The sequence below is a fragment of the Paraburkholderia sp. NPDC080076 genome (genome assembly GCF_050281145.1).
In the GTDB taxonomy this organism is placed as follows: domain Bacteria; phylum Pseudomonadota; class Gammaproteobacteria; order Burkholderiales; family Burkholderiaceae; genus Paraburkholderia.
On sequence record NZ_JBNNWQ010000018.1, the window covers coordinates 57,447 to 79,639 of the forward strand.

General features: G+C 59.7%; 15 protein-coding genes and 1 pseudogene. 10 read left to right on the forward strand and 6 right to left on the reverse strand.

All coding sequences use genetic code 11. The features are described 5' to 3' along the window. Positions 1-12 precede the first annotated feature (12 nt). From ACQKRQ_RS40390 to ACQKRQ_RS40430, 9 genes are all read left to right on the forward strand, one after another. On the forward strand, positions 13-2,508 hold the full coding sequence (locus ACQKRQ_RS40390) for a glycogen/starch/alpha-glucan phosphorylase (protein ID WP_427483321.1): 2,496 nt from the start codon (positions 13-15) through the stop codon (positions 2,506-2,508). Then, positions 2,492-4,585, forward strand: a complete 2,094-nt coding sequence (glgX, locus tag ACQKRQ_RS40395) for a glycogen debranching protein GlgX (protein ID WP_427483323.1) — start codon at positions 2,492-2,494, stop codon at positions 4,583-4,585. Before ACQKRQ_RS40390 ends, glgX begins: the two co-directional genes overlap by 17 nt. A gap of 286 nt (positions 4,586-4,871) precedes the next feature. Next, positions 4,872-5,225 (forward strand): BON domain-containing protein, encoded by a 354-nt coding sequence (locus tag ACQKRQ_RS40400; RefSeq protein ID WP_132377023.1) that lies wholly within the window; start codon positions 4,872-4,874, stop codon positions 5,223-5,225. A gap of 676 nt (positions 5,226-5,901) precedes the next feature. Next, on the forward strand, positions 5,902-7,155 hold the full coding sequence (arcA, locus tag ACQKRQ_RS40405) for an arginine deiminase (RefSeq protein WP_427483325.1): 1,254 nt from the start codon (positions 5,902-5,904) through the stop codon (positions 7,153-7,155). A 63-nt stretch (positions 7,156-7,218) separates the two neighbouring features. Further along, positions 7,219-8,229, forward strand: a complete 1,011-nt coding sequence (locus tag ACQKRQ_RS40410) for an ornithine carbamoyltransferase (protein ID WP_342960750.1) — start codon at positions 7,219-7,221, stop codon at positions 8,227-8,229. A gap of 97 nt (positions 8,230-8,326) precedes the next feature. Further along, the gene (gene arcC, locus ACQKRQ_RS40415) at positions 8,327-9,253 is read left to right on the forward strand and encodes a carbamate kinase (protein WP_132377025.1); all 927 of its coding nucleotides are present in this window, start codon (positions 8,327-8,329) and stop codon (positions 9,251-9,253) included. Between the two features lie 192 nt (positions 9,254-9,445). Further along, positions 9,446-10,921: an arginine-ornithine antiporter gene (gene arcD / locus ACQKRQ_RS40420; RefSeq protein WP_427483327.1), complete on the forward strand. Its 1,476-nt coding sequence runs from the start codon at positions 9,446-9,448 to the stop codon at positions 10,919-10,921. A gap of 241 nt (positions 10,922-11,162) precedes the next feature. Then, entirely contained in the window at positions 11,163-12,317 is a 1,155-nt protein-coding gene (locus ACQKRQ_RS40425) for a BamA/TamA family outer membrane protein (RefSeq protein ID WP_427483329.1), read from the forward strand. A gap of 712 nt (positions 12,318-13,029) precedes the next feature. Then, positions 13,030-13,854, forward strand: coding sequence for a hypothetical protein (locus ACQKRQ_RS40430; RefSeq protein ID WP_427483330.1), 825 nt, complete (start codon positions 13,030-13,032; stop codon positions 13,852-13,854). Positions 13,855-14,038: 184 nt separating this feature from the next. On the opposite strand, the gene ACQKRQ_RS40435 is transcribed toward ACQKRQ_RS40430, so the two are convergent. Then, entirely contained in the window at positions 14,039-14,542 is a 504-nt protein-coding gene (locus tag ACQKRQ_RS40435) for a hypothetical protein (RefSeq protein WP_132377029.1), read from the reverse strand. Positions 14,543-15,243: 701 nt separating this feature from the next. Continuing rightward, a complete protein-coding gene (locus ACQKRQ_RS40440) occupies positions 15,244-16,833 on the reverse strand; it encodes an EAL domain-containing protein (RefSeq protein WP_427483332.1) in 1,590 nt (529 codons plus the stop codon). Between the two features lie 245 nt (positions 16,834-17,078). Between ACQKRQ_RS40440 and ACQKRQ_RS40445 the strand changes: the two are divergent. Further along, a pseudogene (locus ACQKRQ_RS40445) lies at positions 17,079-17,235 on the forward strand (IS30 family transposase); the annotation flags it as partial. 7 nt (positions 17,236-17,242) lie between these two features. Here ACQKRQ_RS40445 and ACQKRQ_RS40450 read toward each other — a convergent pair. From ACQKRQ_RS40450 to ACQKRQ_RS40465, 4 genes are all read right to left on the reverse strand, one after another. Further along, complete coding sequence (locus tag ACQKRQ_RS40450) at positions 17,243-17,800, reverse strand: hypothetical protein (RefSeq protein WP_427483333.1); 558 nt, start codon at positions 17,798-17,800, stop codon at positions 17,243-17,245. 579 nt (positions 17,801-18,379) lie between these two features. Then, on the reverse strand, positions 18,380-19,231 hold the full coding sequence (locus ACQKRQ_RS40455) for a 3-hydroxybutyryl-CoA dehydrogenase (RefSeq protein WP_427483373.1): 852 nt from the start codon (positions 19,229-19,231) through the stop codon (positions 18,380-18,382). Between the two features lie 25 nt (positions 19,232-19,256). Then, complete coding sequence (gene bktB, locus ACQKRQ_RS40460; protein WP_427483335.1) at positions 19,257-20,453, reverse strand: beta-ketothiolase BktB; 1,197 nt, start codon at positions 20,451-20,453, stop codon at positions 19,257-19,259. A 61-nt stretch (positions 20,454-20,514) separates the two neighbouring features. Next, complete coding sequence (locus ACQKRQ_RS40465; RefSeq protein ID WP_427483336.1) at positions 20,515-22,188, reverse strand: electron transfer flavoprotein-ubiquinone oxidoreductase; 1,674 nt, start codon at positions 22,186-22,188, stop codon at positions 20,515-20,517. Positions 22,189-22,193 lie beyond the last annotated feature (5 nt).

Genomic DNA, 22,193 nt, shown 5'->3' on the forward strand with positions numbered 1-22,193 from the left:
CAGGGAACGATTATGGCTGCCGACCCGACCACCACCGCTATCCGCAGCTCCGCGCGAACGGGGCTGGATGCCGACGCGCTGAAGCGCGGCGTACTCGACAATCTCATCTGCCTGCAGGCCCGTCCGCCGGGCATCGCTACCCCGCATGACTGGTACATGGCCCTTGCCTACAGTGTGCGTGATCGCATGCTGGCGCGCTGGGCTGCGACGTTCCAGACCTATGCCGAACGCGACTTGAGGGTGACTTGCTACTTCTCCGCAGAGTTCCTGATCGGACCGCAACTCGGCAACAACCTCGTCAATCTGGGTATCGAGGCGAATGCGCGTGCCGCCATGCAGGCGCTCGGCCAGGACCTCGACGCGCTGCTCGCGATCGAGGAAGAGCCGGGACTCGGCAACGGCGGGCTCGGACGGCTTGCCGCCTGCTATCTGGACTCGCTGGCGACGCTCGAAATACCGTCCGTGGGCTACGGCATACGCTATGAGTTTGGCATCTTCGATCAGGAGATCCGCGACGGCTGGCAGGTGGAAGTTACCGACAAGTGGTTGCAGAAGGGCAACCCGTGGGAGATCGTGCGCCCGAACGTGGCTTACTACGTTGCGTTCGGCGGACATACGCAAAGCGAGACCGATCCGCAGGGCCGCCTGCGCGTGCAATGGATTCCGGCGCACATGGTCAAGGGCGTGGCCTGCGATACGCCGATGCTGGGGTTCCGGGTCAATACCTGCAATACGCTGCGCCTGTGGAAGAGCGAAGCCGTCGAGTCCTTCGATCTGCAGGACTTCAACGCTGGCGATTATTACCAGGCCGTGCAGGAGAAGGTGATATCCGAAACGCTGTCCAAGGTACTTTACCCCAACGACGAGCCCGAAGCCGGCAAGCGGCTCCGTCTCGCACAGCAGTACTTCTTCGTCTCCTGCTCGCTGCAGGACATGCTGCGCCTGCTCGATCTCAAGGGCGAACCCGTTGGGCGCTTCGCGGACATGTTTGCGGCGCAACTGAACGATACCCATCCTTCAATCGCCGTTGCGGAACTGATGCGCCTGCTCGTGGACGTGCGATTGCTGCCTTGGGACGAGGCGTGGAGCATCACCCGGCGCACGCTCGCTTATACGAACCATACGCTGCTGCCTGAAGCACTCGAGACTTGGGGGCTGCCGCTCTTTCGCGGCCTGCTGCCGCGCCCGCTCGAAATCATCTACGAGATCAACCGCCGCTTTCTCGACGAGGTCCGGCAACGTTATCCCGGCGACGACGCACGCCTTGCGCGGATGTCGATGATCGACGAGGCAGGCGAGAAAAAAGTGCGCATGGCGCATCTGGCGACTGTCGGGTGTTGTGCCGTGAACGGCGTGGCGGCGCTGCATTCCGCGTTGCTCAAGCAGACCGTGATGCGCGACTTCGCGCAACTGTGGCCCGAGCGCTTTCATAACGTGACCAATGGCGTCACACCGCGTCGCTTCATGCTGCTCAGCAACCCGGGATTGGCGCGGCTGCTGGACAAGACGGTGGGGGAGGGATGGGTGACCGACCTCACGCGGCTTCGGGCTCTCGAAGCGCATGCCGACGACGCGGCCTTCCAGGACGAGTGGCGCGGAGTCAAGCGTGCGAACAAGGAGGCTCTGGCGCAGCACATGCGGAGCGCGGTTGGTGTCGTCGTGGACCCTACCGCGTTGTTCGACATTCAGGTCAAGCGCATTCACGAGTACAAACGTCAGCACCTGAATGCGCTATACGTCGTTACGCTGTATCAGCGCTTGCGTCGCGACCCGCAACTGGCTGTCGCGCCCCGCTGTTTCGTGTTCGGCGGAAAAGCGGCGCCGGGGTATGCAATGGCCAAGCTGATCATTCGACTGATCAACGGTGTGGCTGAAGTCGTGAACAATGATCCTGCGATGGATGGCAGGCTGAAGGTCGTGTTCTTCCCGGACTTCAACGTGAAGAACGCACACTTTATCTATCCGGCCGCCGACTTGTCCGAGCAGATCTCCACCGCCGGCAACGAAGCGTCAGGCACCGGTAACATGAAATTCATGATGAACGGCGCACTGACCATCGGGACACTCGACGGCGCGAACGTCGAGATCCGGGAGGAAGTGGGCGACCAGAATTTTTTCCTTTTTGGCCTGACCGCAGACCAGGTGGAGCAGATCCATCGCGAGGGCTATCGTCCGGCGGATTGCGTGAATGCGAACGAGGAACTGCGTGAAGCACTGGATCTGATCGCGGATGGGCACTTCTCGCGTGGAGACCGCAACATGTTCCGCCCGTTGATCGACAATCTGCGGCAAACCGATCCGTTCCTCGTGTTGGCGGACTATGCGGCCTACGTGGCGTGCCAGGAGGAGGTGAGCGCCGCCTGGCAGGATGCGCGACGCTGGACCCGTATGTCGATACTCAACACCGCGCGGGCGGGCAAGTTCTCCTCCGACCGCGCGATACGCGAATATTGCGAACAGATCTGGAAGATTCACCCGGTGAGCGTCGATCTTGACCAGCGACCCTGAAACCGGGCCGGCCCGAGTTTATCCGGTTCATCCCGGATCCCGTTTCCCCCCGGGCGCAACGGTTGTGCCCGGAGGGGTCAACTTTTGCGTTTTCAGCCGCCACGCAACGCGGGTCGAACTTCTGCTCTATGCGGCCCCGAGCAGTCGCGAGCCGTTCCAGATCGTCCCGCTCGTGCCCGAGCGTAATCGAACCTTCTTCTACTGGCATGTGCTGGTGGAAAACCTGCCGCTGCACACCTGTTACACATGGCGCGCGGATGGACCACGGGACACGCAGCATACCGGCTGCGCGTTCGATCCGAGCAAGGAACTGCTTGATCCTTTTGCCCGTGCCGTGTCAGCTGATCTATGGACACGGCGCCCTGCTGGCGATACGGCCGACGCCGGGCATGCAACACACCGCGCGATCGTGACGGAGCCGATGCTCGCGTCCGGCAGCCGAGCATCGCGCGGACTGGACGACGCGATTATCTACGAGTTACACGTCGGCGGTTTCACCCGCCATCCTTCGAGCGGTGTAGCGCATCCCGGAACGTTCGCCGGTTTAATCGAAAAAATTCCGTACCTGAAGCAGCTCGGCGTCACCCACGTCGAACTGCTGCCGGTCATGGCCTTCGATGAGCAGGACGTGCCGCAAGCCGCAGCCGTGCGCGGGCTTTGCAACTATTGGGGCTACAGCACGCACAGCTACTACAGCCCGCATCCCCGATACTGCATCGATACCAGCCGTGCTCCGCAGGAATTCCGGGAGCTGACCGACGCGTTGCATGCCGCGGGCATCTTCGTGCTGCTCGATGTCGTTTTCAACCATACGGCGGAAGGCGATGCTTCAGGGCCGGTGATTAACTTCAAGGGCCTGGCGAACGACATCTTTTACCATCTCGACGGGAGCGACCGGCGCCGCTACCGCGATTACACGGGCTGCGGAAATACGGTCAATTGCAACCATCCTGTGGTAACCGCATTCATTGTGCATTGCCTCGAATACTGGGTGGAGGAGCTGGGCGTCGACGGATTCCGCTTCGATCTGGCAAGCGTATTCGCGCGCGACCAGCGAGGCGAACTGATGACCGACCCGCCGATCCCCTGGGCTATCGAGTCTTCGCGAGTGCTTTCGCGCGTGCCGCTGATCGCCGAAGCATGGGATGCTGCCGGTCTTTATCACGTCGGCGCTTTCCCTGGCATGGCCTGGGCCGAGTGGAACGGCCGCTACCGGGATGTGATTCGCCAATTCGTGCGCGGCGATCGCGGCCTCGTCGGCAAAGTTGCCAGCTGCATCGCGGGAAGTTCGGACCTCTATGCGGACGACGGCAGGCTCCCCAGCAACAGCATCAATTTCGTCACTTGCCACGACGGCTTCACGCTAAACGATCTGGTGAGTTACGAGGTAAAGCACAACGAAGCCAACGGCGAAGAGAATCGCGACGGCAGCGATGCAAATATCTCGTGGAACTGCGGCACCGAAGGCGAGACCGACGACCCTGAAGTGCTCCGCTTTCGACTCCGCCAGGCGCGGAACCTGATTGCCATCCTGTTCTTGAGCCGGGGCGTACCGATGCTACTCGCCGGCGACGAGGTACTGCGCAGCCAGCGTGGCAACAACAACTGCTATTGCCAGGACAACGAACTTGGCTGGTTCGACTGGACGCCGTCAGATGCCGGTATGGACATGTCCCGCTTCGTGCGTGAGTTGATTGCGTTGCGCAAACGGCACGCGAGTCTGCACCGTGCGCGCTTTTTCACCGGGCGTCCCGCAAGCGGGCAGACGCACCCCGACGTGGCCTGGCACGGCGAGCGCCTGCATGAGCCCGCATGGCACGACCCGGAATCCTGTCTTCTCGCTTTCACGCTTGCCGGGCAAACTTCCGACGAGCCGCTGCTGCACGTGGTGTTCAACATGGACCAGGTGGAGCGCCTCGTCGCGCTTCCTGACCTCGACGAGCGGGGCTGGCGGCGCGTCGTCGATACGGCAGCCGTCCCACCGCACGACATCGTCCCGCTTGCCGAAGAGGTCAGGGCGGAAAGCCAAGCATGTCGTGTGCAAGCGCGCAGTGTGGTGGTTTTCGAAGAGAGGTGAACGGACCTACGGAGCGACGTGACGGCATGAAGGACCATCGCGACCCGGTCGCCGCCGATGATTGGATGCCGGGTAGAACGGCGGCTGGGCGAACCTCTGCAATCCGGCGATTCGGCGGCAAGGGGCTGATTCTTCAGGCTGTTCGGAAGCTCGGGCGATGATCGGCTTGCCGGCGGACGCGCGTCTGGATGCGCGTTTTCCCTTGATAGTGCAAACGGCTTTGTTAGAAGCGGAATGTTGGCTATCTTTAAGTCACGATCTGTCAGGCCGAACAATAGAGGCAATCATGAAAGCATGCAACGTCGTGAATGCGCTCGTCCTCGCGGCATGCGTGATGCCGACGTCGAACGCCTATGCGCAAGCCAGCAACGCCATGCCGACGGCGTCGAGTTCGGCTACAAGTTCAGGCAAGGCGACGCCATCGGACAAGCAGTTGGCTCGCGATGTACGCAAGGCGTTGTCGAAAGTGCCCAACTTCAATGTGTCGAACGTATTCGTCAAGGCGCGTGGCGGTGTCGTGACACTATCTGGCAGCGTGCCGGACGGCCCTCAGATCCAGCAGGCCGCGGATGTGGCGAACGGCGTGCCGGGTGTAGTGTCGGTGAATAACCATCTGGCGCTCTATACGAAGGGGTATTAATCCTTCAAGGTGGCGTCGGGATGTGCTGGCCGTTTTCATCGTGAATGTGGCATCACGACTCGCTCGAGCCACGGGTTGAATTCGCGCCTTGTCTTTAATCGCTCAAAGCACTAAGCGTCATCGTTTCCACACTCCTAAGATAGAGCGTCATTAACCTGGTTGGTCGCGCAATTCCAGTTTCGCATTGCTCAGGAGCGACCATGAAATCGTCACAAACCTGCTAAACCGACTGGCTCCATACGTCGAGGATTTGGTCGGGCACGCCCGACATGATGTCTGGCCCAGCCGTCGATGACGGTCGAGACCGTCAAGTCTGCAACCGTTGACTTTGCACCGTCGATTTCGACCAGCCAGTAAAACCAAAGTCCTATTGTGGCAATGCGCCAGCAAAGCTATTTTTAGTTTGCACCATGGCGCCTCGCACGTCTTTGTCGATCTGCTGATCGTGGCCGTTTCTGTGCAACCGGGGCAGGCATGTCTGGCGGCTCGACTCTGAGTTGCATCCGCTGCGACCTCGACGCCCACTGGGCCAGCTCGCCAAAACGACAAGCGTGAGTCCGGAAATGGCATTTACGTACGGAAAAAGAACTGCCGTCCGGTTTGCAGAACGGAGGGCTGCTTGCCGCGCCCGAAACCTGCAAGGGCTTTCTCACCCTCGCAATTCAGGAGAAGCACGATGAGCACGGAGACATTCAAGCTCGGGGTTCACTCCGAGGCTGGCAAGTTGCGCAAGGTGATGGTGTGCTCGCCCGGACTCGCGCACCAGCGCTTGACGCCTGGCAACTGCGACGAACTGCTTTTTGACGACGTGATCTGGGTCAGTCAGGCCAAGCGCGATCACTTCGATTTTGTGACGAAGATGCGCGAACGCGGCGTTGAAGTCGTCGAGATGCACAATCTGCTTACCGAGACAGTCAAAAACCCCGAAGCGCGAACGTGGATCCTCGAGCGTAAGATCCGCCCGAACACGACCGGCGTGGGCCTCGCCGGCGAGGTGGTGAGCTGGCTCGACGGACTTGAACCGCGCCGGCTCGCAGAGTTCCTGATTGGCGGGGTGGTCGCAGAAGACATTCCCGATTCCGAACAGAGCAATACGCTGAAGATGTTCCGCGACTACCTGGGTTACTCCAGTTTCGTGATGCCGCCCCTGCCCAACAGCATGTTCACGCGCGACACGACGTGCTGGATGTACGGCGGCGTTTCGCTGAATCCCATGTACTGGCCAGCCCGGCGTCAGGAGACGCTGCTAGCCGCCGCGATCTACAAGTTCCATCCAGACTTCGCAAGCGCGAAGTTCGAGACATGGTACGGCGACCCCGACGTCGATCACGGATCCTCCACACTCGAAGGCGGCGACGTGATGCCGGTCGGAAAAGGTGTGCTGCTCATTGGCATGGGCGAGCGCACGAGTCGGCAGGCAATCGGCGAACTTGCCCAGTCGCTGTTCGCCAAAGGCGCAGTTGAACGGATCATCGTGGCGGGCCTGCCAAAATCGCGGGCAGCGATGCACCTCGATACCGTGTTTACGTTCTGCGATCGCGACCTGGTCACCATCTTTCCGGACGTAGTGAAGGAAATCGTTGCCTTTACCGTGCGGCCGGACGATGCCAGTCCATCGAAGTTAAGTATCAGGCACGAGGAAAAACCGTTCATGGACGTGGTAGCCGAAGCACTGGGGCTGCCGAAGCTGCGGGTCGTGCAGACCGGGGGAAACCGGTTCGCCGCGGAGCGCGAGCAGTGGGACGACGGCAACAACGTTGTTTGTATCGAGCCCGGCGTGGTGATCGGCTATGACCGCAACACGTATACCAACACCTTGCTGCGGAAGGCCGGTGTGGAAGTCATCACAATCACGGCCAGCGAGTTGGGGCGCGGCCGCGGAGGCGGCCATTGCATGACCTGCCCAATCATCCGGGATCCGGTCGACTGACGAACTGGCGATGGTTCGCCCGGCTAACGCAGCGCAACTTCGTTTCTACATTCGAGGGCCATCATGGCATTCAATCTGCACAACCGGAATCTTCTGAGTCTGATGCATCACACGCCCCGCGAGCTCCGCTATCTGCTCGACCTGTCGCGTGACCTGAAGCGTGCGAAATACACAGGCACGGAACAGCAACATCTGAAGGGCGTCAATATCGCACTCATCTTCGAAAAGACCTCGACTCGCACCCGCTGCGCGTTCGAAGTCGCGGCCTACGACCAGGGCGCAAATGTCACGTACATCGATCCGAACTCTTCGCAGATCGGGCACAAGGAGAGCATGAAGGATACCGCACGCGTGCTCGGACGCATGTACGACGCGATCGAATACCGGGGGTACAGCCAGGAGATTGTCGAGGAACTGGCGCGCTATGCGAACGTGCCCGTGTTCAACGGCTTGACCGATGAGTACCATCCGACGCAGATGCTCGCCGACGTGTTGACCATGCGAGAACATAGCGACAAGCCGTTGACCGCCATCAGCTACGCGTATCTCGGTGACGCCCGTAACAACATGGGCAATTCACTCCTGCTGATTGGCGCCAAGCTCGGCATGGACGTACGGATCGCGGCACCCAAAGCATTGTGGCCACATGAAGACCATATAGCCGCCTGCGGGAAGTTCGCCGAAGAAAGCGGTGCCCGAATGACGGTGACGGAAGACGCGGCGGTCGCCGTCAAGGGTGTGGATTTTGTGCACACCGATGTCTGGGTGTCGATGGGCGAGCCGGTAGAGGCTTGGGGTGAACGAATCGGATTACTGCTCCCGTATCAGGTGAACATGGATCTCATGAAGGCGACGGGGAACGCACAGGCAAGGTTCATGCATTGTCTGCCCGCGTTTCACAACAGCGAAACCGCGGTCGGCAAAAAGATCGCGGAGCAGTATCCGGCGCTTGCCAATGGCGTCGAGGTCACCGAGGAGGTATTCGAGTCTCCGTTGAACATTGCATTCGAACAGGCGGAAAACCGCATGCATACCATCAAGGCAATCCTCGTGTCGACGCTCGCCGAGATTTGACTGGGGAGTTGTCGCGCGACGCCGTCAGGAGCGTTGGCGCGGGCGCCGGAAATCCCTGCGCGACATGCCGACGGGAATACATCGAACGAGGTGGATCATGCGCATTGTGATTGCATTAGGCGGCAACGCGTTGTTACGCCGCGGCGAACCATTGACGGCGGAGAACCAGCGCGAGAACGTACGGATCGCGGCACAGCAGATCGCGCAGATTGCTACCGACCATGAACTGGTCATTGCACACGGCAACGGCCCGCAGGTGGGTCTACTGGCACTTCAAGGCGCGGCGTACAAGGATGTCGCGTCGTATCCGCTCGACGTGCTCGGAGCCCAGACGGAGGGCATGATCGGCTATCTGATCGAACAGGAACTGGGTAACCTGCTTGCCTACGAGGTGCCGTTTGCGACGATTCTGACGCAGGTCGAAGTCGACCCTCACGATCCGGCCTTCCAGCACCCGACCAAGCCGATTGGCCCTGTCTATAGCAAAGAGGAAGCAGAGCGCCTCGCGAAGGAAAAAGGCTGGGCCATCGCGCCGGATGGCGACCGTTTCCGCCGCGTGGTGGCCAGCCCGCGCCCGAAGCACATCTTCGAAATTCGCCCCGTCAAGTGGCTGCTCGAACACGGCACCATCGTCATCTGCGCGGGCGGCGGCGGTATCCCCACGATGTACGACGACAATCACAAGCTCACCGGCGTGGAAGCCGTCATCGACAAGGACCTGTGTTCGGCGCTGCTTGCCGAGGAGCTCGAAGCAGACATGCTAATCATCGCCACCGATGTTGACGCGGTCTACGTGGACTGGGAGAAGCCCACCCGCAAGGCAGTGCGCGAAGCACATCCGGATGAACTGGAAAAACTGGGCTTCGCCGCCGGCTCGATGGGACCGAAAGTGGGAGCCGCGATCGGCTTTGCGCGTAACACGGGAAGGGACGCCGCGATCGGCGCGCTGTCGGACATCGTCGCTATCACAGGACGTCAGGCCGGTACACGCGTGAGCACCGCGGTCCAGGGTATCCGGTACTGAGAGCGGGGGGCTTCGAGCACCAGCGAAGGTCGTGTATGAACCGCATGCGCTGCTATCGATCGCCCGATCAAGGCCACACTGGTTAGGCAAAGCGGATTTCGTGGGCGTCTGCTGACACCCTCCGAGGCAGTCGGAGAAGGTGACCCCACGTGGCATATTGCAACTGGTGTTCTTGCCTGAAGGAGATGTGCCATGTCTATTCCAACGTCTTCGCCCGCGTCCGGATCGACGCCGACATCGGCGTCCGCATCGTCGAGCAAGGTCAGGCTCGGTGCGCTAACTGCGCTGGTCGTTGGTTCGATGGTGGGGGGAGGCATCTTCTCCCTGCCGCAGAACATGGCTGTCAGCGCCGACGCTGGTGCGGTCCTGATAGGCTGGGCCATTACCGCTGTCGGCATGCTCATGCTAGCTTTCGTATTCCAGACGCTCGCCAACCGCAAACCTGAACTCGACGGTGGCGTCTATGCGTACGCGAAAGCGGGCTTCGGCGACTACATGGGTTTCGGTTCCGCGTGGGGTTACTGGATCAGCGCCTGGCTTGGCAACGTCGGATACTTCGTTTTGCTCTTCAGCACGGCAGGCTATTTCTTTCCGGTATTCGGCCAAGGTAACACGCCCATTGCCATCGTCTGCTCGTCGGTGCTGCTTTGGAGCGTGCATTTCCTCGTTTTGCGGGGCATCAAGGAAGCCACATTTATCAATATGGTGACAACCGTGGCGAAGATGGTGCCACTGTTCTTATTCATCGTGCTCTGCGCGTTCGCCTTCAAGTATGAAACTTTCTCAGCAGATATCTGGGGCCTGCGTAGCCCCAAGCTTGGCAGTGTCGCCAACCAGGTACGCAACATGATGCTGGTGACGGTATGGGTGTTCATCGGTATCGAGGGCGCGAGCATTTTCTCGGCGCGGGCCGAGCATCGCACGGATGTGGGCAAGGCGACCGTGATCGGCTTCATCGGTGTGCTCCTTCTGCTCATGCTGGTGAACATCCTGTCGCTCGGTGTCATGACGCAACCGGAGTTGGCCGGCCTGCAGAATCCGTCGATGGCCGGGGTGCTTGAACGCGTCGTGGGTCACTGGGGTGCCATTCTCATTAGCGTCGGGCTGGTCATCTCGCTGGCAGGGGCGCTGCTGTCGTGGGTCCTGTTGTGCGCGGAAATTATCTTTTCGGCGGCGCGCGACCACACGATGCCAGGTTTCCTGCGTAAGGAAAACGCGAAGAAGGTGCCCGCAAACGCGCTTTGGCTCACGAACGGGATGATTCAGCTATTTCTCGTGATTACGATGTTCTCGAAGGGCACGTATCTCTCGCTGATCTATCTGGCGACGTCGATGATTCTGCTTCCGTATTTCTGGTCCGCCGCCTACGCGCTGCTGATCTCGGTGCGCGGGGAGTCATACGAGGCCGCAAGCCGGGAGCGTCGCAAGGACATGGTCATAGCCGCTATCGCGGTGATCTACGCAATATGGCTTCTCTACGCCGGCGGGCTCAAATATGTGTTGCTGTCGGCCCTTCTGTACGCGCCGGGCGTGCTCCTGTTTGCCAAGGCGAAACGCGAGATCGGGCAGCCGGTCTTTACACACATCGAGAAGGGCATCTTCGCGGCAGTAATGATCGGTGCGGCAATTGCTGCATTTGGCCTGTACAAGGGGTTCATCACGCTCTGAATTGTGGAGAGTCAGGGTGAGGGTGGAAACGGCTCCGATTCGACGCTCATGGCGAAACAGCCCGGCCTTGTATGGTCCTGATCCGTGCTCACGGGCGTCTCATGCTGCCGCATGCGGAGGTGTGCAGGCACTTCGGTAACTTTGCACAGGTTGAGAAATGGCTGCACACATCATCTTCTGGGGCAAAGGGCTGATCGCTGCCATTGTGTGACATTGGCTCGGGCGCGTGAGGCCACCTACGATGGGTCGTTATCCGGCGTCATTGTTCGTGAGACGGGCTGCCGCCATCTTTGCAACAACAATGGCGGTGTGTTGCGACGTGTACGCTGGCGAAGAGCCGCTAAGTTTCATTGATCCAAAAGATGGGCAACTGGACATGAGCGACTTCCTTCTCAAACACAAAGGCGCGCTGCCAGTTCCCATCGTGATCACCGAACCGGCCGTCGGTTATGGCCTTGGACTGGGTTTGCTGTTCTTTTCCGGCCCGGTAGCCGACGCTGATCCGGACCCATCGGACAATCGAGCACACCGCGTCCCACCGAACGTCACTGCATTGGGTGGCCTCTATACCGAGAACGGCACGTGGGCGGCGGCTGTCGGCCACTTTCACACGTGGGACGAGGACCGGTACCGTTACCTCGGGGCATTGGCAAAAATCGATGCTCACCTGGACTACTTTGGACTGTCCAGCCAGCCGAGGGCCTATACCCTGCAGGGTACCGCGTTGTTCCAGCAGTTTCTTGCGCGCATCGCGGACAGCCGCTGGTATGGCGGTGTGCGTTACGTCTTTTTTGACTCTTCATCCACCTTCGCGGGCGGCAGCATTCCGGGTGAACTTGGCAACTTGCAGAAGGACCAGCGAATCGGCGCCGGGAGCCTGATACTTGACTATGATTCTCGCGACAATATTTTCTATCCTGCGGCAGGTAGTTTTGCGGAATTCGAGACGCAGTTCGCGCGCACAGGTTTCGGTGGCACCGAGAATTACAACGTATACGCCGCACGTGGCTTCATCTGGATGCCACTCTCGCATGCACTGATTCTGGGCCTTCGTCTGGACACAAAATTTTCAACCGGCGATATTCCTTTCTACGCGCAACCATACGTGGATCTGCGGGGTGTACAGAAGGGACGATACCAGGATCGCAATGCGATCACGTCTGAAGCGGAATTGCGCTGGGACGTGACGCCCCGGTGGTCACTACTCGGCTTTACGGGTGTAGGCAAAGCATACGGACGGCTTCAGAGCTTTTCTGCGGCACAGAACGTGCAAAGTGTGGGAGCGGGCTTCCGTTATCTGATCGCTCGTAAGCTGGGTGTGTCCATTGGCATCGACGTCGCCCACAGCAAGGACCAGAACGCGTTCTATATCCAGGTCGGAAGCGCATGGCGTTGAGAATCGAACTACAGCGATCGTACCGGTTTCCAATCGACCTTGTGTTTGCACTCAACCTTTCAATGCACGACACCGACGCTTCGGGCATTTCGCAGACTCGTAACGTCGATACGACCCAGGAAGGCGACGGCCATGTCGGATATGAATCCAGTCACGTTGGAGCCGCCCATATCAGTTGTGCGGTGAACACACCGTTGTCACGAACCGCGGAGTTGTCTAAAGGGGCGCGCGTTCGTCGGTGAACCCGAGCGCGTGGGTTCCGATGCACACGCGGAATTTCGTGGGCGGTGGACCTGGCGCAACCTATGGTGAGCGGTGGGGCTCAACGAGACGTATCACGGCGTGAGGGACAGCGGATTCGGGCGACAGTGTGTGAACACATTTTGATCGCCTAAACTGAATCAATGCATATAGGCATCGGCAAGGACAACGCCGTGAGGATAGTAGATGTCTCCGTTGACGAGCTTGATCTGACGTTCCAGGGCTTCAGCGGTGCCACCCCCAGTAGAGCACTGGTCGCCCGTGTTGCCGTCCGCCTGCCGGCGTTACCTCCTCAAGGACCGATGTAGCACGTCGACCCGACCGAGTGCCGAACGCAATGACCGTACGGCCCTTCCATTAAGTTGCACCGTTTTCCGGGTACTTCATGTCCACCCAATCATCGAGGGCATGGAAGTGCGCTTCCAGGTCAATCGTTGCGTAGGGGCTCGTTATGCGTCGCCGTATTCTTCGAATCGCGCTTTCGAGTGTCGTGCTCATAAGTTTGCCAGCATGGGCGGACACGCCTCCCATTGTAGATACCAGCACTCGGTGGCAATTCGCTCTGACGCCCTATGTCTGGTTGCCCAGCGTCGACGGTTCGATGCGTTTTTCGTTGCCGGACAACGGCGAGGCCGATGCATCGACTGGCCCGTATAACTATTTCCAGAACATCCGTTTTTTTGCGATGCTGCAGGGCGAAGCGCGCAAGGGCGACTGGAGCATCTTCGCCGACGCAATTTACCTGAACTTCGGCAATCACTCCGCAACAGTACAGACAAAGGGCAGCGGTGCTCTCGAGCGTCAACTGGAAAGCAGCGGCGAAACCAGCTTCGAGGGCGTATTGATTCAGTTGGGTGGCGGCCACACCGTCGTACAGCTGTCGCGCGTCACACTCGATGCGATTGTGGGAATCCGCTATCTTGGCGTGCGCAGCTCGCTCGACGTGTCTCGCAACACCACTGCTGGAGGTGCCGGACCAGGTTTCACCCCGGAATTCCACGCGTCGCAAAGCGCGGATATCTATGACGGGTTTATCGGCGTTCGCGGTCGAGTGTCACTCACCGGCGATGGCCGCTGGTACGTTCCGTTCTATCTCGATGTAGGCACCGGTACATCGGACTTCACCTGGCAGGCAGCGTCCGGTATTGCGTATGCAATGAAGTGGGGCGACGTCACCCTGTCATATCGCTATCTCGCGTTCTACGGTTCGGGTGATCAACTTGTTCAAAGTCTGCGTTTCAAGGGCCCAGTCTTGAGCGCGACCTTTCGATTCTAGATTCGATCCGGATTGCACAGCTGGCTGGATCGTGACGGTGCACTCGTCGTCGCTGATAGTGTCAATAATTTCGTCGTGCGGGCGACAGGACAGCTAAACGCAGGCCTCGCCGGCGCGGTGATCGCGTGACGATCAATGCGGGCGGCGAGCGCAGCGAGACGAGCACATTGCGCGCTTGCTGCCGCTAGAACCGGTTGCGTTGGCTTGGATCGAATCTCGGATCTGGCGATCTCTGCGTCTGTCGTAAAACGCCCTGATTATCGAAGTAAAAGTGGTAGATGAGATGTTCGATGTTGTTTTCCAGGTACCGGTATGACCATACTTCTCTGTCCATTCGCTTGAAATACGAAGTTTCGAAGGGGCGGCCAAAATTGACGAGCACGTCGTCTCGGGTCCATTTTCCTACCTCCGCGCGATGGAACTCGTTGTCTTGAAGTACTTGTCGAATACTTATCACTTTGCCGGACGCATCGACGTCGGCCGCGGTCGTCGTTGTGCCCATGGGCTGAGTCGGCCACATCAGGCGCTTGCCGCCATTCGGCAAATCGTACGTTTCCTTTGGCTTACCCAGGCGGGCAACGAGGACCGACTGATCCGCCCCAGCTTCCACCTGCTGATGCGGCGCGGTGCAAGCCGCGAGCACCAGCGCTGCGGTACACACCGTCAGGAATGCAAGTCGATTAAGCATGGAAGTGCTCCGCTATGAGTGATCGGCCTGGCAGTCGCCGTTCTCATCGGGCATTGCTTCGCCGCTCGATGTACGAGTGCAGGCTTGAGTTGCTATCAGACGTATTCGCTACGCCTGAAACGATGAAGTTGCGATAACTTTATTGACAGGTGAGTTGCCCACGCCGCCGCGGGATTTTCTTGAGAAATTGATTGCTCTACATATCATTGCATAGTGCATAAGAGGCCTATAGGCAACAAGAAAACTAAGCTCGGGACCACATGAGATCTGCCTGCGATGAAATTGAACCTTGCTCAGCCATAAAGCCGCGATGCAAAGGAGCTATACATTGCAGCCGGGTTCGAGATTGCCGTCCGGCGCGACGGTCCTCTCTGGCAGCGTTAACTTCTGCCTGTTCTGTGCGGAGGCACGGTCATCAATCCACTAGCCGGGCCGCGTGCGAAGGCGCTTGCCAATCGAACCTCTATCGGGACGAGGGCAGACTGCCGTCTAACAGCAGTGTCTCGAAGGGAAAATAGCTGACTGCAAACGCAGAGGGGCGGCCGCCTGCGCAAGGAGACGGCTGACTAGTTCCCCTTGAACGTGTCCGTTGAGCCAGGCACGGATAAGAGACGATCGGTTCTCGGCTTCGCCTGGAAAGTGGTGTCGTCGATCAGTTGCGGTTCGTCTGTGAATTGGGCACCGTGGCGTCGCATTGCGCATCAGGCTTGTTGATGGATTGGCTGAAGCGTCGTATTGCTTTCGTTAAGCCAGAGGACAAGTTCGTTGACACGCATGGCCTTCGCGAACAGCCAGCCCTGTCCGTACTGGACGCCTCTCTGCACCAGATATTCGACCTGGACATCGCGCTCGACGCCTTCCGCTACGATTTCCACCCTTAGTTCGTGCGCCATCTCGATGATATGAGGCGCGACCACGCTGGATGCTGCGTCTTGTGCAATGGTGTCGATAAATGACTTGTCGATTTTCAGGACATCGATCGTAAAGGTTTGCAGATACGACAGGCTGGAATACCCGGTTCCAAAATCATCGATATAGACAGGGTGGCCAGCATTCCTGAATGCCGCTATTGTTTGCCGCGTTGCGTCGGCATCCATGAAGCTTCGCTCCGTTGCTTCGATTCTGACCTGAGCAGGTCGAATACCCGTCTCCTGCAACCTGGCCGTAAGAACGTTCAGGAAACGGCGCGTCCGCAAATCCTCGCTGCTCACGTTGATTGAGACGTAGAACGAAGGACGCGAGCGCAAGAGCTTCGACAGCTCGTCAAGCGTCTTATCCAGTACGAGATCCGTCAACTGCTGAATAAGGCCGTTTTGCTCCGCGACCGCGACAAAGATTTCCGGTGAGACGTAGCGTCCGTTCAGGTTCCACCTGACAAGCGCTTCTACGCCAACGCATTCGCCGCTCGCGAGGCGGACGATCGGCTGGAAAACCACATCGAGCTTCTTGCGTGCTATGGCCCATTCGAGCGTCGCCGGGAACGAGAGCTGCCGCGAGATTCGCCTGAACGCGATCCAGCCAAGCAAACCTCCGACAACGACACCAATCGAAAGCCACATCACGAGCAAACCAGGCCATTGACCCACGAGGCTGCTACGCGGAGACTTGACTATCACCCCGAGGGGCCGGCTCGTCGAACGGGCGACAGCGTAGTGCCATTGTTCATTGCTCACGCGCCCAGCCAACTTCCATGCGTTGAGCATGTCGTCGCCGTTCGCGCCAGGGGACAACGCAAGGACTGTGTTTGTCTCGACATTGACCACCGCGATCGGTCGTCGGGCGGGGTCGATTAGATCGACGTAGGACTGCGGGTCGATCGAGACATAGTGTCCGTTGCGGCCGATCTGGATATCCTGACGCTCGGCGCTGAGGGGGTTGTTATGTCTGAACCAGACCAGATAGCCATCTTTCGTCTGCCAATCGGGCGCAGGCAGCGTCAGCTGTTGTGTCCGAACGTCGCCTAGAAGCGGTGAGCACAGATAGCGTCCGCCACCGTACGCCCCGCCGTCCTGCACGTATCGGTAGTTAAAAGACACACGGGCATACCGTGCGATCTGAGTGGGAGAGCAGAGACTGCCGGGGGCCGCCTCCATGTCCGCGATAGCGGCGAATGCCTGGTAGGTGACAAGCTCCGTGCGCATCACAGCTTTCGCGGCGAACTGCTGCAGATCTTCTTGTTCTCGACGTTCTGCATCCTCGTTGGCGATATAGACGCTGGTCAGTACCGGGGCGACCGTAGCTATGCAGCCCAGTGCGACGGAAGCAGAAATAAGCGACAGCCGCTTGATCATCTCGCAAGTCCCGTCGTGAATGACCGTAAGGGGGCGTCACGCCACAAGTGCGGCATGCTCTGGTTCGAACGCGTGGAATTACGATGCAGTATGAAGAATAGTATCTGGAGCTATTTTTTCAACGCTTTGATTTGTGCGCTCTGTACCGGCTCCAGGCGAAGGCGAACAGCCGATCTTCGACGGCGGCGGATTCAACCGGTGGATGCAACACACAAAAGACTGCGCAAGCAGTGGGAGTGTTGCAGATGAAACAGCGACGCCGGATTTATTACAGCGAGAAGCAGAAAGCGCTGATGTGGGAACGTTGGCGAAAGGGCGAATCTCTCCAGAAGATCGCCCGGGTTTTTTGATCGGAACCACTCGTCGGCACAAGGGATTCTGGCTGCGTCGGTGTCACTGCGATGTCACCCTAGCGCGCGACAACCACCGTGGTCTCGGATTCATACATGATCCTCACGTGACTATGGCGCGCGAGAGACTGCATCACTTTGACGAGCTCGGGGCGGCTGACCCGGACCGAATGCGCCGTACCTTCCTTGTCCTCGATCGTCAGCAGGTTGAGCTTGTGATCGACGCCGGTGACTTCGGCCACGCCCTGGAAGACTCTGAGCGCCTGAAACTCCTCTTGTCCGGCACCCGGAGAATACTGGGTCAGCTTGACCGTGCGGTTCAGGCGCGTGAGCGGCACGCCCTTCGCGAGCGACAGCTCAGTGACATAGGGTTCCAGATAGCTCGCCGTGACCTTGTCGCCGATTTTGACGGCGCTGAGCGCGTCCCGGTGGTTTTTAGCGTTGAAACTCAGGTCCTCGTGGCCCGGCACGGTCACGACGATGATTGCGTTTCGCTGGTCGATCAGGCTGACGGTGCCGCTCTCACTGTCGACGGATGCGCCGCTTGGGACGGCTTGCGCAGCCGCCGACGGGACGGCGTCGTCCGCACCGCACTCGGGAATCCATGCGGCGGACAAGCCCAAAGCCGCAACAATGCAAATACAGCGGCGGGCAGCGGAAATGCGAGTATTCGATCGGAATGGCATGGCAGTCACCTTGTGCGATCAGGTACTTGTTTGCGATGCGCGCGTCGCGCCCGGCCTGTCCATTACTGCCTTGGCCGGAGCGAGACCATCTTGTCCACGGCGCGCCTTGAACCGCCGCTGCACTTCGTTCTGCGCCGCAGGTGCTCATGTACGGATTTGCTCATGGCGGTGTGCCACAGACCGTTTCGCCACGGGCGTTCTTCGCGCATTCTGCAAACGCGTTCGCCGACAGCATCACGCACGCCAGTATTATCAGAGTCTTCATGGACATTCCCCCGTGACGGCTGCGGCGGTGGATGCATTCCTGGCGTCTAACGAATCTTGTCCGGGGTGATGGCCAGCCTCGCAATCTGGCGGTGCCGTCTATCAGTGTAGGTCTTTCAGGGGCATTTCGTGCGGGCGAACATGTACCCCAGGGCTCACGGTAGGCTGATCCTGAGCGTGAGTTCCATCGTGACGGGGAGTTTCATGCTCTCGAATGCGGCAGCCGACGTTGGCACTTACCGTAGATCAGTCGTAGCGGTAGACTCCGTGCCGGGTCTTGCGCCCGAGACGCCCAGCGGCCACCAGTTCGCGAAGCAAAGGGCAGGCGCGATACTTCTGATCGCCAAGGTCCTTCGCGAGTACCTCTAACACGGCGAGGCAAACATCGAGGCCCACCAGATCCGCCAATGCAAGCGGTCCGATGGGGTGATTGGCGCCAAGACGCATCCCCTCGTCAATTTCTTCCGCCGTTGCGACTCCCTCCGCCAGAACGAAAAATGCCTCGTTGATCATCGGCACCAGAATCCGGTTGACGACGAATCCTGGCGAGTTCTTGACCCCGATTGGCGATTTGTCGAGCCGGCGGGACAATTCGTGAATTGCGTCGACAGTTTCCGTGCTGGTCTGCACACCACGGATGATCTCGACGAGCGGCATCAGGGGCACCGGGTTGAAGAAGTGCATGCCGACGCAGCGGGAAGGATCGGCAAGATTCGATGCCAACGATGTTATGGAGATCGACGAGGTGTTCGTGGCGATAATCGCGTGTTGTTTTGCGACCGCTTCGATCTGCTTCAGGATCGCGCGTTTCAGCTCGACCTGTTCGGTTGCGGCCTCGATGACCAGATCCACCTCGGCGAGGCGCTGATAGTCGGTTGAAGTATCGATGCGCGCCAGCGTCGCGCTGGCCACCTCCGTGGCGATCGTATTCTTCGCTACAAGCCGCTCCAGACTCGACCGCAATGCCGCCATGCCTCGCGTGAGGGCAGTCTCGGTGACGTCGATCAGAACGACCTTGAGTCCGGCCGTTGCGGCGATCTGCGCGATACCACTGCCCATCGTTCCGGCGCCGACGACGCCGATCGTTTCAATGGTCATGTTCGATCTCCGATAGTCAAATAGTTCATGGCGACGCCTGGAGGTTTTCGAAGATAGCCGCGATACCCTGACCGCCGCCAATGCACATGGTCACCAGCGCGAAGCGCCCGTGAACACGCTTCAGTTCGTGGAGGGCCTTGACGGTGATCAATGCGCCGGTTGCGCCGATCGGATGACCCAGTGAAATGCCGGACCCGTTGGGGTTCACTTTGTCGGCGTCGAACTGGAGTTCCTGTGCGACGGCGCAGGCTTGTGCGGCGAATGCTTCGTTTGCTTCGATCACGTCGATATCGCGAATCTCCAGACCCGCGCGTTGGAGCGCGATGCGCGTGGCTGGCACGGGACCGATGCCCATATAGAGCGGGTCCACGCCGGCATGAGCGTAGGACACCAGGCGGGCCAGCGGCTTGAGCCCGCGTTGTTCGGCAGCTCCTCGCTCCATCATCAGGACGGCGGCGGCAGCGTCATTGATACCGGATGCGTTACCCGCCGTCACGGTGCCATCGGTCTTCTGGAAAGCGGGTCGCATACCGGAAAGGTCATTAAGGGAGACGTCCGGACGCACGTGCTCGTCCGTGTCGAACGACACTTCCTTCCCCTTGACCCGGCGCGTTACCGGAACAATCTGCTCCTTGAAGCGCCCTTCGGCGATCGCGCGCGCTGCACGGCGGTGCGATTCCACGGCCAATGCGTCCTGCTGTTCGCGCGTGATGCCATATTTCTGCGCAACATTCTCTGCCGTGATCCCCATCGGAACAGCATGGAACGGATCATTAAGCGCGCCGAGCATCATGTCGATCAGACGCGCATCGCCCATCCGCACGCCAAAGCGTGTGTCGGGCGTCATGTAGGGCGCACGGCTCATGTTTTCCGCGCCGCCACCGATGGCAACGTTGGCGTCACCCAGCAGAATTGCTTGCGCGGCAGAGATAATGGCCTGCAATCCGGAGCCGCACAGGCGGTTCACGGTCAGTGCCGGCGCCGCTTCGGAGACACCTCCGTTAATGGCGGCCACGCGTGCCATGTACATGTCTTTGGGTTCAGTTGCGATAACATTGCCAAAGACTACATGTCCTACCTGATCGCCGGCAACATTCGCCCGTGCCAGTACCTCTCGCACTACAAGCGCTGCAAGCTCGGTCGGCGGCACGTCTTTCAGGCTTCCGCCGAACTTTCCAATGGCGGTGCGCACACCGCTCACAATAACGACCTCTCTTTGCACGTTGCACTCCTTGATTTAGATGGCGCACGCAGGCATCGTTTTCGACGCCCCGGGTATCGAATCACATGTTCGGATAGTTCGGACCGCCGCCACCTTCAGGCGTGACCCACACGATGTTCTGCGTCGGGTCCTTGATATCGCATGTTTTGCAGTGCACGCAGTTCTGCGCGTTGATCACGAGGCGCTCGCTGCCGTCGTCGTTCTTGACGAACTCGTACACCGCTGCCGGGCAATAACGCGATTCCGGACCGGCATAGGTCTGCCAGTTCACGTTAACTGGCACTGATGGATCTTTCAGCGTCAGGTGAGCGGGCTGGTTTTCCTCGTGATTCGTGTTCGAGATGAACACCGAGGACAACCGGTCGAACGTGAGCTTGCCATCCGGCTTCGGATACGTGATCGGCTTGCACTGCGATGCGGGCTTCAGCATTTCGTGATCCGAATGCTGGTGATGCAGCGTCCACGGCACATTGCCGCCCAGCAGCTTCTGCTCGATGCCGACCATCAGCGTGCCGAGGTACAGGCCCTTGCTCATCCACTGCTTGAAGTTGCGCGCGCGATGCAGTTCGGTGTGCAGCCACGAGGTCTTGAAGCTCTCCGGATACGCCGTCAGTTCATCGTTCTGACGGCCAGCCTGCACGGCGTCGAACGCCGCTTCAGCGGCCAGCATGCCGGTCTTGATCGCCGCATGCGAACCCTTGATCCGCGATGCGTTCAGGAAGCCCGCATCGTCGCCGACCAGCGCGCCACCGGGGAACACCAGTTTCGGCAGCGACATCAGGCCGCCGGCGGTAATCGCCCGCGCGCCATATGACACACGCTTGCCACCTTCGAGCACCGCACGAATCGCCGGATGCGTCTTGTAGCGCTGGAATTCCTCGAACGGCGACAGGTACGGGTTCGTGTAGCCGAGGCCCACCACGAAACCCACCACCACCTGGTTGTTATCCATGTGATAGAGGAACGAGCCGCCGTAGGTGTCGTTTTCCAGCGGCCAGCCGGCGGTGTGCATCACCAGACCCGGCTTGTGCTTCGCCGGATCGATTTCCCACAGTTCCTTGATGCCGATCCCGTAGACTTGCGGATCGGCGCCTTCGCGCAGCTTGAATTTGTCGTTCAGCTGGCGGCCGAGGTGCCCACGCGCGCCTTCGCAGAACAGCGTGTACTTCGCGTGCAGTTCCATGCCGAGCTGGAAGTTCTCGGTCGGCTCGCCGTCCTTGCCGATACCGAGATTGCCGGTCGCGACGCCTTTAACCGAACCGTCGTCGTTGTAGAGGATTTCAGCCGCCGGAAAGCCCGGGAAAATCTCGACACCCAGCGCTTCAGCCTGCTGACCCAGCCAGCGCGTGACGTTCGCGAGACTGATCACATAGTTGCCGTGATTCTTGAAATTGTCCGGCAGCGCCCAGGTCGGCACGCTCTTCGAACCGGTTTCCGTCAGGAACAGGAATTTGTCCTCGGTCACGTCCACCGTCAGCGGCGCGCCTTTTTCCTTCCAGTCAGGGACCAGCTCGTTCAAAGCGCGCGGATCCATCACCGCGCCCGACAGGATATGCGCCCCGATCTCCGAGCCTTTTTCCAGTACGCACACGCCAAGCTCGACGCCTTTTTCCGCCGCCAGCTGCTTCAGGCGGATCGCCGCGGACAGGCCGGCCGGGCCGCCGCCGACGATCACGACGTCGTATTCCATTGACTCGCGCGGACCGTACTGCTCAATGAGACTTGCGTCTATCACGATGC

What these genes read in the sequence shown, in the direction of transcription:
- ACQKRQ_RS40390 (WP_427483321.1), top strand. Translation starts at nt 13, where the DNA reads ATGGCTGCCGACCCGACCACCACCGCTATCCGCAGCTCCGCGCGAACG.
- ACQKRQ_RS40400 (WP_132377023.1), top strand. Translation starts at nt 4,872, where the DNA reads ATGAAAGCATGCAACGTCGTGAATGCGCTCGTCCTCGCGGCATGCGTG.
- arcA (WP_427483325.1), top strand. Translation starts at nt 5,902, where the DNA reads ATGAGCACGGAGACATTCAAGCTCGGGGTTCACTCCGAGGCTGGCAAG.
- ACQKRQ_RS40410 (WP_342960750.1), top strand. Translation starts at nt 7,219, where the DNA reads ATGGCATTCAATCTGCACAACCGGAATCTTCTGAGTCTGATGCATCAC.
- arcC (WP_132377025.1), top strand. Translation starts at nt 8,327, where the DNA reads ATGCGCATTGTGATTGCATTAGGCGGCAACGCGTTGTTACGCCGCGGC.
- arcD (WP_427483327.1), top strand. Translation starts at nt 9,446, where the DNA reads ATGTCTATTCCAACGTCTTCGCCCGCGTCCGGATCGACGCCGACATCG.
- ACQKRQ_RS40425 (WP_427483329.1), top strand. Translation starts at nt 11,163, where the DNA reads ATGGGTCGTTATCCGGCGTCATTGTTCGTGAGACGGGCTGCCGCCATC.
- ACQKRQ_RS40430 (WP_427483330.1), top strand. Translation starts at nt 13,030, where the DNA reads ATGCGTCGCCGTATTCTTCGAATCGCGCTTTCGAGTGTCGTGCTCATA.
- ACQKRQ_RS40435 (WP_132377029.1), bottom strand. Translation starts at nt 14,542, where the DNA reads ATGCTTAATCGACTTGCATTCCTGACGGTGTGTACCGCAGCGCTGGTG.
- ACQKRQ_RS40440 (WP_427483332.1), bottom strand. Translation starts at nt 16,833, where the DNA reads ATGATCAAGCGGCTGTCGCTTATTTCTGCTTCCGTCGCACTGGGCTGC.
- ACQKRQ_RS40455 (WP_427483373.1), bottom strand. Translation starts at nt 19,231, where the DNA reads ATGACCATTGAAACGATCGGCGTCGTCGGCGCCGGAACGATGGGCAGT.